Below are 12,345 nucleotides of genomic sequence, written 5' to 3'. Positions count from 1 at the left end.
CAGGCTCGCTCCCACAGAGGTTGTGGTGAATTCGACATTACAGGCAAAAAAATGCCGCTCGATCGAGCGGCATTTTTGTTGGCGCCCGGCTTACTCGGAAGCCACTGCGTTCTTCGCCAGAATCGCATTCGCCAGTTCCATGTCCGTGGCCTGCAGGCCCGGATTGTCGGCGCGGACTTTCTGCATGGCTGCTTCCAGGTATGGCCCACGAATGCTGCCATCGCTGGCGACGAAACTGCCGGCGTCGTCCTGCGCGGCAACGATCAGCTTGTGATCCTTGAAGGTCAGGTAGGTCGAACCGGTGGTGGCGCCGGACGAAATGACGTTACGCCAAAAGCTGTCGGCCATCGCTGAACCAACGGGAAGGGACAGCAAGGCAAGGGTGGCGACAGCAAGTTTGAGACGCATGATTGAGTGACTCCTGGGGGTTAACTACGGCGTTGGATAACGATTCCCCGATCCGGTTCCGTAGCGGCCTATTTCTGCTCGCTCTGCGGTGTCACCCGCAGCACCTCTTCAAGGGTGGTCAGCCCTGCCGCGACCTTCTGCGCACCTGAAAGGCGCAGGCTGCGCATACCTTCCTTGAAGGCTTGTCGACGGATGGCGGTGAGATCGGTGTCCTGAGTGATGAGGGTTTTGAGGCTGTCGCTCAGTTGCATGATTTCGTAAACCCCGGCGCGGCCGCGATAACCGGTGTCGCGGCACTCCAGGCAGCCGATCGCCCGTTGCGCATTGCCCGGCAGCGGCGCCTGCCACGGGCGGGTCAGGGTCTGCCAGTCCTCCTCTTCCAGCGTCAGCGGCGCCTTGCAGTGCGGGCACAGGGTACGCACCAGACGCTGGGCCATGACCCCGAGCACCGTGGCCTTGATCAGATAGTGCGGCACGCCGAGTTCGAGTAACCGGCTGATGGCACTGGGGGCATCGTTGGTGTGCAGGGTCGACAGCACCAGGTGGCCAGTGAGCGCCGCCTGAATCGCCATTTCCGCGGTTTCCAGGTCGCGGATCTCGCCGATCATGATGATGTCCGGGTCTTGTCGCATCAGTGCGCGTACCCCGGCGGCGAAACTCAGGTCGATGTTGTGCTGCACCTGCATCTGATTGAACGCCGGCTCGACCATTTCGATCGGGTCTTCGATGGTGCAGAGGTTGATCTCCGGCGTCGCCAGTTTCTTCAGCGTGGTGTAGAGCGTGGTGGTCTTGCCCGAACCGGTCGGCCCGGTGACCAGAATGATGCCGTTGGGCTGGCGGGTCATGTCCTGCCAGCGGCGCAGGTCATCGGCAGAAAAGCCCAACTGATCGAAGTCCTTGAGCAGCACTTCCGGGTCAAAAATCCGCATGACCATTTTTTCACCAAACGCGGTGGGCAGCGTTGAAAGCCGCAACTCGACTTCGCCACCGTCCGGGGTCTTGGTCTTGACCCGGCCGTCCTGGGGTTTGCGCTTCTCGGCGACGTTCATCCGCCCGAGGCTTTTCAGGCGGCTGACGATCGCCATGGTCACCTGCGGCGGGAATTGATAGACGTTGTGCAACACGCCATCGATGCGAAAGCGCACGGTACCCTGTTCGCGGCGCGGTTCGATGTGGATATCGCTGGCGCGTTGCTGGAAGGCGTACTGGAACAGCCAGTCGACGATGTTGACGATGTGTGCGTCGTTGGCGTCCGGCTCCTGATCGCTGGCGCCGAGGTTGAGCAGTTGTTCGAAGTTGCCGAGGTTGCCGCTTTGCTGATCGGCATTGCTGGCGCCGCTGACCGATTTGGCGAGGCGGAAGAACTCGACGCTGAAGCGCTGGATGTCCACCGGGTTGGCGACCACCCGTTTGATCGGCAGCTTCAGCACGTGAGTCAGGTCGGCTTCCCAAGCGGTGACGTAGGGCTGGGCACTGGCCACGACCACGGCGTCGCGGTCGACCGCCACCGCAAGAATCCTGTGCCGCTGGGCAAAGGCGTAGGACATCAGCGGGGTGATCGCGGCGACGTTGATCTTCAACGGGTCGATACGCATGTACGGCTGGCCGGCCTGCTGCGCCAGCCACAAGGTCAGGCTTTCCAGATCCAGATGTTTACCCGGACGGCTGAGGTCATCCAGCTGCTGGCTGGCAATGAACTCCAGCGGGTGCTGCTGGCCGTGGGTCGCGTGGCGGCGCCGGGCGTTGAGCGCCTGCTCCGCCGAATCCTGGCTGATGAAGCCTTGGGCGACCAATTCACGCAACACATCGTTGAGATCCAGCCAGCGGTCCTGAGTGGCGAGTTGAACGGACATGCGGGCTCCTTTTGAACGACAGTTCGCAAAGGATAGTCGTGGCCCCGCAGACCGTTGGGCCACTACCCGACAAAGCCGTTGCCGGATTTTTCAGCCAACCGCTTGCGCGGGCGTATCCCACGTCGTGTCGGCGTTTTGCAGGTTGACCGAGCAGACGCTGATCAGGTTACGAAGTTTTTCCGCAATCACTTGGGCGCGATGCCAACTGAAACCGCCCATGACGATGTCGATCGACATCAAGTCGTCCATCCGCTGCACATTGACCTGTTCAGGCGTGAGGAACTGCAGCGCGAACAGGTTCAGCACCCGCACCAGCAGATCCGGCTCGGCTTCGGCGAGGATCTGATACTGCGCCAGGCAATGGTTGTTGTTGACGTTCCAGACATCGGCCCGGGTTGGTGCGGTATTCACGGCTTCGAGGTGCGGCATGGCGAGTCTCCAAAAAACACTGGAGAAATTTTTACATTCGGTGCCGGACATTTCTTGGCTAAGATCGATGTGATTGGCGAATGATCGACCGGTTTGATTCGCATGAATTCATATTTGAGGTTTTTCTATGCGCAGCGAGCTGGACAGCTACGACCGCAGGATTCTCGCCCTGCTGCAAGAGGACGCTTCCTTGTCCAGCGCTCAGATCGCCGAGCAGGTGGGCCTGTCGCAGTCACCGTGCTGGCGGCGTATTCAGCGAATGAAGGAGGAGGGGATCATTCGCGGTCAGGTGACCTTGCTTGATCGCAAGAAGATCGGCCTGAACACGCAGATCTTCGCCGAAATCAAGCTCAACGCCCACGGGCGGTCGAACTTCACCGAATTCACCGAGGCGATTCGCGGTTTTCCGGAGGTTCTGGAGTGCTACGTGCTGATGGGCGCGGTAGATTTTCTGTTGCGGATTGTCGCGGCGGACATCGAGGCGTATGAGCGGTTCTTTTTCGAGAAACTGTCGCTGGTGCCGGGGATTCAGGAAGTGAATTCGATTGTGGCGCTGTCGGAGATCAAGTCCACCACCAGCCTGCCGGTCATGCGCTGATGGCCTCTGTGGCGAGGGGATTTATCCCCGATGGGTCGCGAAGCGGCCCCGCTTTAGTCGAAAGCAGGGACTGCTGCGCAGTCCATCGGGGATGAATCCCCTCACCACACAGTCATCACATGCGCAGCAGCATTTTCCACGCACGATTCTGATAAACCGCAATCGCCTGCTGCTTACGCGCATCGAGCAGTTCGTCAGTGATGGTCGGTTCGTTGGCCAGTTGTGCCAGTTTGTTCAGTTCGCCGTACAGGCGATCCATTTCCGCGATCTCCAGTACGTTGCGCGCGTGGTGCAGCCAGACCTGGATGCGCTCGATGCGCGGCAGTTGTTCGGCCAGATCTTCCGGTTGCTGCTGATAGCGCTGCAATTGCAGGGAGGTGGCTTCTTCGCCCAGCAGGCGCGGCAGCCAGCTGTGCAATTGCGCGGCGCCCTGGCGGTTGCCGCGGGTGTTGCGCTCGGCGGTCCAGGCGCGGGCCAGCAGCCAGCGTGATGCGGTCAGCGAGAACAGGCCCCAGCGCGGGTCTTCCAGTTCTTCGAGGAATTGCTCCGGCGCCGCCTTGCGTACGTCTTCGTCTTCGATGCCGACCTGAACCAGCGGGCGCCAGTCTTCAAGCAATGCGTCCAGCGCCACGCGCAGGTCGTGAGTGGCCGAACGCGGTGCGGCCTGGCCGAGGCTGCTGAGCAGGGCGCGCATTTCGGCGAGGTTCTCGACCCAGTCCTGCAGCAGGCGCCAGTGGCCATTGAAGCGATATTGTTCGGCCAGACGCTGGCTGCTGCCGAGCAAGTGCCAGGCCAGTGCGGCGAAGGCGTCGTCGAGTGGGGTTTCCGGGGTCAGTTGCGGCGCCGGCAGGCTCAGCGAGTAGCTGTTGGCGTCGTACAGACGGTAGCCGCGCTCGGCCTTGCTGATGTCGCACGGCATCAGGGCCAGGGTTTCGGCCAGCTCGGCGGCCAGTTCCAGCAGTGCGGCCGGCTCGCCTTCGCGCAGTTCCAGTTCCAGCTCGCAGATTTCTTCTTTCTGTTTGCCGACCACCACATGACCGAGGTCCAGCGCAGCTTCGATGACCACTTTGGCCTTGCCGCGGCCCCAGGCGATTTCCGCACGCTCGCGGACGAAATCGGTGGTGAAGATCGGTTTCAGGGTTTTCTTGTCCAGCTTGGCCAGCGACTCGGGCCAGCATTCGCCGTCGAGTTTCTTCACGTCGAGCTTGGCTTTGGGCAACTTCCAGTCGTATTCATTACGCTCGGACAGACCGGCAACACTCTGGCCGCGGGTCTTGAGGGTCTGAATCACTTCGTCACCGTCCTTGCGCAGGCGCAGGGCAACTTTGGCCTGGGCCAGGTCGCGCTCGGGGGTGTCGAAGTACTGGTTCATCAACTCACGGCGTTCCCAGCCATTTTTGTTGCGTTTTTTCAGTAGCGGGTGCTCGCGCAGGGCGGCGAGGGTTTCGCGGCTGACGCGGAGTTTGATTTCGGTTTCTTTCTGCATGGCCGGAAAATCCAGGATCGGGAGCGCAGCCGGGGGAATGTGTGGCTGCCAAGGCCGTGCAGTGTACAGGACTCAAACTTCCTACGCCCTGCGGCGGTTTATTCCTGGCGCCGGATGGCTCTATGATGGACTTCAAATCGGAGTTGGAGTCAGCGATGCCTTTGCCGTCCATGCAAGACCAGTTCGCTGCACTGATCGCCGCACCGTCGGTCAGCTGCACCCAACCGGGCCTGGATCAGTCCAACCGGGCGGTGATCGATTTGCTCGCCGGCTGGCTGGGTGATCTGGGCTTCAGTTGCGACATCCAGCAGGTCAGCCCCGGCAAATTCAACCTGCTCGCCAGTTTCGGCAGTGGCCCCGGCGGCCTGGTCCTGGCCGGGCACAGCGATACCGTGCCTTATGACGATGCGCTGTGGCAGACCGATCCGCTGAAGCTCACCGAAGTTGACGGCCGCTGGGTCGGGCTGGGCAGTTGCGACATGAAGGGCTTTTTCGCGCTGATCATCGAGGCCGTGCAGCCGCTGCTCGATCAACCGTTCAAGCAACCGCTGCTGATTCTCGCCACCTGTGATGAAGAAAGTTCGATGTCCGGTGCCCGCGCCCTGGCCGAGGCCGGCAAGCCGCTGGGCCGTGCGGCGGTGATCGGTGAGCCGACCGGGCTCAAGCCGATTCGCATGCACAAGGGCATCATGATGGAGCGCATCGATATCCTCGGACAAAGCGGCCATTCGTCGGATCCGCGTTTGGGGCACAGTGCACTCGAAGCGATGCACGATGCCATCGGCGAGCTGCGCGGTTTGCGCCTGTTGTGGCAGCGTGAATTCAACAATCCGCAGTTCAGCGTGCCGCAACCGACGATGAACTTCGGTTGTATTCATGGCGGCGACAACCCGAATCGCATCTGTGGCCAGTGTTCGCTGGAGTTCGACCTGCGTCCGTTGCCGGGCATGGACCCGAAAGTGCTGCGTGCGGAGATCCTGCGCAAGCTCAATCCCGTGGCCGAGCGGCACCAGGTGAAGATCGATTACAAACCGTTGTTCCCGGAAGTACCGCCGTTCGAACAAGCCGAAGACGCCGAATTGGTACGCATCGCCGAAAAGCTCACCGGCCATCGTGCCGAAACAGTGGCGTTTGGCACCGAAGCGCCTTATCTTCAGCGCCTTGGCTGCGAAACCATCGTGCTCGGCCCCGGCGACATCGCCTGTGCCCACCAGCCCGGCGAATACCTCGAAATGTCACGTTTGCAGCCTACCGTGCATCTATTGCGGCAGTTGGTTGAACATTACTGCCTGAAGAATTGAACACATCCCTTGTAGGCGCTGCCGAAGGCTCGGGCCGCGTTCGGACGATCTTTTGATCTTGTCTCTTAAAAACAAAGTCAAAAGATCGCAGCCTGCGGCAGCTCCTACAGGGGAAGACGTTAAATTAGTGGGAATCCAACCCGTATTCATGAGGAGAACGCGCGTGTCGCCAAGCCTGTTCCGACGATAACCATCAGCCCGCTGTGCGTTTTCCGTTTCGCCCTTTTTTCCGGCTGCTATTTATTACAGGCCCAGGTTCATGCCCGAATACGTCAATTGGCTTCGTCACGCGTCCCCTTACATCAACGCTCACCGCGACTGCACGTTCGTCGTCATGCTACCCGGCGACGGTGTGGAGCATCCGAACTTCGGCAACATCGTCCACGACCTGGTGCTGTTGCACAGCCTCGGTGTGCGTCTGGTGCTGGTCCACGGTTCGCGTCCGCAGATTGAAACCCGCCTCGCCGCTCGCGGCCTGACCCCGCACTATCACCACGGCATGCGCATCACCGATGCGGCAACCCTGGAATGTGTGATCGATGCAGTCGGTCAGTTGCGCATCGCCATTGAAGCGCGGCTGTCGATGGACATGGCCTCGTCGCCGATGCAGGGCTCGCGTCTGCGGGTGGCCAGCGGCAACCTGGTCACGGCGCGGCCGATCGGCGTGCTCGAAGGCGTCGACTATCACCACACTGGCGAAGTGCGCCGCGTCGACCGTAAAGGCATTAATCGCCTGCTCGACGAGCGCTCGATCGTGCTGCTGTCGCCGCTGGGCTACTCGCCGACCGGGGAAATCTTCAACCTCGCCTGCGAAGACGTCGCCACCCGCGCCGCCATCGACCTCGGTGCCGACAAGCTGTTGCTGTTCGGCGCTGACCTCGGTCTGATCGACGAAAACGGCAAACTGGTACGCGAACTGCGGCCGCAACAGGTGCCTGCGCATCTGGCGCGTCTGGGCAACAACTATCAGGCCGAACTGCTGGATGCCGCCGCCGAGGCCTGCCGTGGCGGCGTGGCGCGCAGCCATATCGTCAGCTACGCCGAGGACGGTGCACTGCTGACCGAACTGTTCACCCGCGATGGTGGCGGTACGCTGGTGGCTCAGGAGCAATTCGAACTGGTGCGCGAGGCGGCGATTGAAGACGTCGGCGGTTTGCTTGACCTGATCAGTCCGCTGGAAGAGCAGGGGATTCTGGTGCGTCGCTCGCGCGAAGTGCTGGAGCGCGAGATCGAGCAGTTCAGTGTGGTTGAGCGTGAAGGGATGATCATTGCCTGTGCGGCGCTGTACCAGATTGCCGATTCGGACGCCGGTGAGCTGGCGTGCCTGGCGGTGAATCCGGAGTATCGCCATGGCGGTCGCGGCGATGAGTTGCTGGAGCGCATCGAGACCCGTGCCCGGGCGCAAGGGCTGAAAACCCTGTTCGTGCTCACTACCCGTACCGCGCACTGGTTCCGCGAGCGCGGGTTCGAGCCTAGCAGCGTCGAACGCCTGCCGGCGGCGCGGGCGTCGCTGTACAACTATCAGCGCAATTCGAAGATCTTCGAAAAGACCCTGTAATCCGAGTCCCCTGCAGGAGCTGCCGAAGGCTGCGATCTTTTGATCTTGATTCAGAAAACCAAAGTCAAAAGATCGCAGCCTTCGGCAGCTCCTACAGGGTTTTGTGTTTACTCAGCGATGAACTTCGCACTGACGTACGGCGAATAGTCCGGCAGCACCGTCTCGACCTTGCCCTGTTCCTTCAAAAACTTCGCCGTCTCACCAATCGCTTTCGCCGTGCCACCGTTCAGCAGTGCGGTGGATTGCTGCGCCTTGGCATCCGGGAAGGCCGAACCGGCCAGCAGCTCCGGCACGTCGGCCGCATTGGCACCCGTCAATTTGGCGATTTTCTGCACCGGCGCCGAGTCCGCTGTCCAGCTGTCCTTATGGCTGGCGTAATCGGCAAACGCATCTAGAGTGACCTTGGCAAACCTGGCCACCACCTCAGGATGCTTTTCGGCGTAGTCCTTGCGCGCGACCCAGACTTCGAAGGTCGGTGCGCCCCATTGGCCGACTTGTGCGGCATCGGTCAGGGTCTTGCCGGTCTTGCGGATTTCCCCCAGCGCCGGCGACCAGACAAACGCGCCATTTATATCTCCACGCTTCCACGCCGCTGCGATTTCTGCGGGCTGCAGGTTCACCACTTTGACTTTCGAGGTGTCCAGGCCCCAGTGCTTGAGTGCGCCGAGCAGGCTGTAGTGGGAAGTGGAAACGAAAGGCGTGGCGATGGTTTTGCCGACCAGGTCCTGCGGGGTATTGATCCCGCTGCCATTGCGCACCACCAGCGCCTCGGCGGCGTTGATCTGCGCTGAAACAATGAAGGCGACGATCGGCAGATTGCGCGATGCGGCCGCTGCAAAAGGACTGGAGCCAAGGTTGCCGATCTGTACGTCGCCTGATGCGATGGCTGTCACAACTTCCGGGCCGCTATTGAAGCGACGCCAGTTGATTTTCTCGCCGATGGTCTTCTCGTAGACGCCGTCGGCCTGAGGGACTTTGCTCGGGTCGATACCGGTTTGATAGCCAACGGTGAGGTTGGCGGCATGGGCGGAAAAAGAAATCAGCGCCGATACACAAACTGTAACAAATTGACTAGATAGTGCGCGTTTGGCCATCATGGCGTCGCCTTTTCGATAGGGTTTGACGAATCGGGGTTGCGCCAAAGCTAATCGATATAAAAAAAGGCTAACAAATACCATTTAGGAATGAGCTTAGTCGCCGATACGCTGTTTCCCGGCGGAGGTGGCACGATAATGGCCATATTTCGAAATGATATTAAAAAGAATGAATAAATTCTTTTTGGGTTTATCAGGAAATCTTTACTCTGCACGGACCAAATCACGGCGATTAGACCTTGGTCGTAGACACACAAGGTTACGATTGACTTGTCAGTCACGGTCTGGCGCTAATCGCGCATCTTAGGATCCAGGGCATCAGACCCCGGGCCAGGAACACAAGAATTAGAAACGAGAGGAGCTTTACATGAACAAGTCCACCTTGGCCCTGGCTGTGGCCGTAGGGGTTTTGGCGCAGCAGGCAGGCGCCGCCGGTTTCATCGAAGACAGCAAAGCTACTTTGGGGCTGCGTAACTTCTACATCAACACTGATAACCGTGACTCCGGCACCAAAGCGGCTGGCGCTCAGAACAAGAACGAAGAATGGGGCCAAGGCTTCGATCTGCGTTTCATCTCCGGTTACACCCAAGGCACCGTAGGCTTCGGTATCGATGCCATCGGCCTGTTGGGCGTGCGTCTGGATTCGGGCGGCGGCACCAACGGTGCAACCTCGACGTCCTACGGTGGCACAGTGTTCCCGAGCAAGTCCAATGGCGAAGCTGTTGATAACTTCTCGAGTCTGGGCCTGACCGCCAAGGCCAAAATCTCTCAGACCGAACTGAAGCTGGGCACGTTGCAGCCAAAGAACCCGGTCATCGTGACCAACGACGGTCGTCTGCTGCCACAAACCTGGCAGGGTGGCCAGATCACTTCCGGCGAGATTAAGGACCTGACTCTGGTCGCTGGTCAGATCGAAGCAGTGAAAGGGCGTAACTCCAGCAACAACGAGAACCTGTCTGTTGGCGGTGCGAACGCTCGCGTGGCCAACAGCAACAAGTTCTACTACGCCGGTGGTGACTACAAAATCACCAAGGACCTGACTGCCCAGTACTACTACGGCAACCTGGAAGACTTCTACAAGCAGCACTTCCTGGGTCTGGTTCACAACTGGGCAATCGGCCCAGGCGTACTGAAGTCTGACTTCCGCTACTTCCACAGCAGCGACGACGGCGCCAACGGCAACACCGCCGCCTACTTCGGCAACGGTAACTACGTCGGCAATGTCAGCGGTAAAGGTCCTATCGACAACAACCTGTACAGCGGCCTGTTCCTGTATACCGTTGAAGGTCACACTTTCGGTGGCGGCTATCAGGTTTCCAACGGCAGCTCCGACTTCCCTTGGCTGAACCAGGGCGACGGTTCGTCGAACTACACCATTACCGACATGCAGATCCAGAAGTTCGGTCGTGCTGGCGAGAAAACCTGGCAAGCACGCTACTCGTATGACTTCGCCAAAGTCGGCCTGCCAGGCCTGACCGCCGGCATGGTCTACCTGCGCGGCAGCGACATCGACACCGTGGGTTCCAACCGTCGTGAGAACGGTAACGGCAACTCCGAGTGGGAACGCGATCTGACCATCGGTTACGTTATTCCTGAAGGTCCGGCCAAGAACCTGGGCTTCATGTGGAAAAACGCTACCTGGCGCAACGACATCCCGGGTCAGCGCGACCAGGATGAAAACCGCCTGATCGTCAGCTACTCGATCCCGCTGCTGTAATAGCGCGCTCAAGCTACTGATGTAAAAAAGCCCCGTCCGGCATTGCGCCGGACGGGGCTTTTGCATTTTCGGGTCAGGCTCACCCCCGTAAGCCTGTCCCGACATTCCCTTCTTTTGCAGCTACTCAAGGCCTTCTCGAACCTTGGGGTCGATGTTCGTCGCGATGACGACGAGCGTCCAGTGAACGATGTTTAATATTCAATTAAATTCTAAATATCTAGTTATTTATTCTTTTTCATGATGGCAAATCACAAGCTACAGTTGAATTCTCCAACAACTCATCAGGAGCAGCACCATGAGCCTCAGACTCGGCGACATCGCCCCCGATTTCGAACAGGATTCCAGCGCCGGCAAGATTCGTTTTCACGAGTGGCTGGGCGATAGCTGGGGTGTGCTGTTCTCCCACCCGGCCGACTTCACCCCGGTGTGCACCACCGAGCTGGGCTTCACCGCCAAGCTCAAGGATGAGTTCAGCAAGCGCGGCGTCAAAGCCATTGCGCTGTCGGTCGACCCGGTGGACTCGCACCACAAGTGGATCGAAGACATCAACGAAACCCAGAACACAGTCGTCAACTTCCCGATCCTGGCCGATGCCGATCGCAAGGTGTCCGATCTCTATGATCTTATCCACCCGAACGCCAACGACACGCTGACCGTGCGTTCGCTGTTCGTGATCGATCCGAACAAGAAGATCCGCCTGACCATCACCTACCCGGCGAGCACCGGGCGCAACTTCCACGAGATCCTGCGGGTGATCGATTCGCTGCAACTTACCGACAACTACAAGGTGGCCACGCCGGCCAACTGGCAGGACGGTGAGGAGGTGGTGATCGTGCCGTCACTCAAGGACGAGGAAGAGATCAAGCAGCGCTTTCCGAAGGGCTACCGCGCGGTGAAACCATACCTGCGCCTGACGCCGCAGCCGAATAAGTGAATCCAGTGAGCTATTTGTTGTAGCTACCGGCGCTTTCGTCGGAACGCCGCCCGGAGCAGGCTCGCTCCCACATTTGAAATGCAGTCCCCTGTGGGAGCGAGCCTGCTCGCGAAGGCGTCAGTCCGGGCAGTACAGAATTCAGAACCACTAAGCAGGGGATTTCAGGCCGTTTTCACGGCCTGTTTTTTTGCCCGGAACAAAGCAAACCTCATATCTCTTAAACGCATAACCAAATGAATAAATATGATTTATGGATATATAAATCAGCTGGTAAGGTCACTCCATCGAAGCGAGATCGCAACCCGCGAATCGCCTGTAACGCGCAAGGAATCGTCTGAATGCTGGTCGTCTCACTCGGTGGCAGTCCCAGCCAGCGCTCCCGTTCCGGGGTGTTGCTGGAGCGCTCGCAACGCTGGTTGCAGGAGCAGGGGGTGGAAGTGGTGAGTTATCAGGTGCGGGACTTCCCGGCCGAAGACTTGCTCCACGCCCGCTTCGACAGCCCGAAGGTGCTCGACCTGCTGGCGCAGATTGAAAATGCTGACGGTCTGCTGATCGCCACGCCAGTGTACAAGGCGTCGTTTTCCGGCGCACTGAAGACCGTGCTCGATCTGCTCCCGGAACGCGCCCTGAACCACAAAATTGTGCTGCCGATGGCCACGGGCGGCAGCATCGCCCACATGCTGGTGGTCGATTACGCCCTCAAGCCCGTGCTGTCGGCATTGAAAGCCCAGGAAATGCTGCAAGGGATTTTTGCCGAGGACAGCCAGATTGCTTACGGCGAAGGCAGTGCCCAGGCGCAACTGGCGCCGGCGCTGGAGCAGCGTCTGCACGAAGCACTGGAGCAGTTTGTCAGTGCCATGGCCCGCCGGCCGAAACCGCTGGAGCCGGGACTGTTGAATGAACGTTTGTTGAGTGCTCGCTGGAGCATTTAAGCCTCACCGAAATTGAAGTACTGGCCTTACTCGCC

11 protein-coding genes are annotated in these 12,345 nt (G+C 59.6%); 6 read left to right on the top strand and 5 right to left on the bottom strand.

Annotation, left to right across the window (positions count from 1 at the left end; genetic code table 11):
- Positions 1-90 precede the first annotated feature (90 nt).
- From AC193Q_RS18900 to AC193Q_RS18890, 3 genes are all read right to left on the bottom strand, one after another.
- On the bottom strand, positions 91-411 hold the full coding sequence (locus AC193Q_RS18900; RefSeq protein WP_198759827.1) for a DUF2388 domain-containing protein: 321 nt from the start codon (positions 409-411) through the stop codon (positions 91-93).
- A gap of 65 nt (positions 412-476) precedes the next feature.
- On the bottom strand, positions 477-2,261 hold the full coding sequence (gene tfpB / locus AC193Q_RS18895; RefSeq protein WP_047297209.1) for a type IV pilus assembly ATPase TfpB: 1,785 nt from the start codon (positions 2,259-2,261) through the stop codon (positions 477-479).
- A 90-nt stretch (positions 2,262-2,351) separates the two neighbouring features.
- Positions 2,352-2,690 (bottom strand): hypothetical protein, encoded by a 339-nt coding sequence (locus tag AC193Q_RS18890; protein ID WP_483878690.1) that lies wholly within the window; start codon positions 2,688-2,690, stop codon positions 2,352-2,354.
- 127 nt (positions 2,691-2,817) lie between these two features.
- Between AC193Q_RS18890 and AC193Q_RS18885 the strand changes: the two genes are divergently transcribed.
- Positions 2,818-3,288, top strand: a complete 471-nt coding sequence (locus tag AC193Q_RS18885) for an Lrp/AsnC family transcriptional regulator (protein WP_483878689.1) — start codon at positions 2,818-2,820, stop codon at positions 3,286-3,288.
- 115 nt (positions 3,289-3,403) lie between these two features.
- Here the strand turns inward: AC193Q_RS18885 and AC193Q_RS18880 are convergent, their stop codons facing one another.
- On the bottom strand, positions 3,404-4,774 hold the full coding sequence (locus tag AC193Q_RS18880) for a CYTH domain-containing protein (protein ID WP_121182537.1): 1,371 nt from the start codon (positions 4,772-4,774) through the stop codon (positions 3,404-3,406).
- A gap of 155 nt (positions 4,775-4,929) precedes the next feature.
- On the opposite strand from AC193Q_RS18880, the gene argE reads away from it, so the two are divergent.
- Together argE and argA are read left to right on the top strand one after the other, a co-directional pair.
- A complete protein-coding gene (gene argE, locus AC193Q_RS18875) occupies positions 4,930-6,075 on the top strand; it encodes an acetylornithine deacetylase (protein WP_047297501.1) in 1,146 nt (381 codons plus the stop codon).
- A 259-nt stretch (positions 6,076-6,334) separates the two neighbouring features.
- Positions 6,335-7,633: an amino-acid N-acetyltransferase gene (argA, locus tag AC193Q_RS18870; RefSeq protein ID WP_007967974.1), complete on the top strand. Its 1,299-nt coding sequence runs from the start codon at positions 6,335-6,337 to the stop codon at positions 7,631-7,633.
- A gap of 107 nt (positions 7,634-7,740) precedes the next feature.
- Here argA and tauA read toward each other — a convergent pair whose 3' ends face one another.
- Positions 7,741-8,730: a taurine ABC transporter substrate-binding protein gene (gene tauA, locus AC193Q_RS18865; RefSeq protein ID WP_121182535.1), complete on the bottom strand. Its 990-nt coding sequence runs from the start codon at positions 8,728-8,730 to the stop codon at positions 7,741-7,743.
- Positions 8,731-9,094: 364 nt separating this feature from the next.
- Between tauA and AC193Q_RS18860 the strand changes: the two genes are divergently transcribed.
- The 3 genes from AC193Q_RS18860 (at position 9,095) to ssuE (ending at position 12,310) form a co-directional block, all read left to right on the top strand.
- Positions 9,095-10,444: an OprD family porin gene (locus AC193Q_RS18860; protein ID WP_047297205.1), complete on the top strand. Its 1,350-nt coding sequence runs from the start codon at positions 9,095-9,097 to the stop codon at positions 10,442-10,444.
- Between the two features lie 295 nt (positions 10,445-10,739).
- On the top strand, positions 10,740-11,378 hold the full coding sequence (locus AC193Q_RS18855) for a peroxiredoxin (RefSeq protein ID WP_007913831.1): 639 nt from the start codon (positions 10,740-10,742) through the stop codon (positions 11,376-11,378).
- 338 nt (positions 11,379-11,716) lie between these two features.
- A complete protein-coding gene (ssuE, locus tag AC193Q_RS18850) occupies positions 11,717-12,310 on the top strand; it encodes an NADPH-dependent FMN reductase (protein ID WP_041072109.1) in 594 nt (197 codons plus the stop codon).
- Positions 12,311-12,345 lie beyond the last annotated feature (35 nt).

The organism is Pseudomonas sp. F2 (genome assembly GCF_057174385.1).
This window is presented reverse-complemented; position numbering and strand designations above follow the sequence as displayed.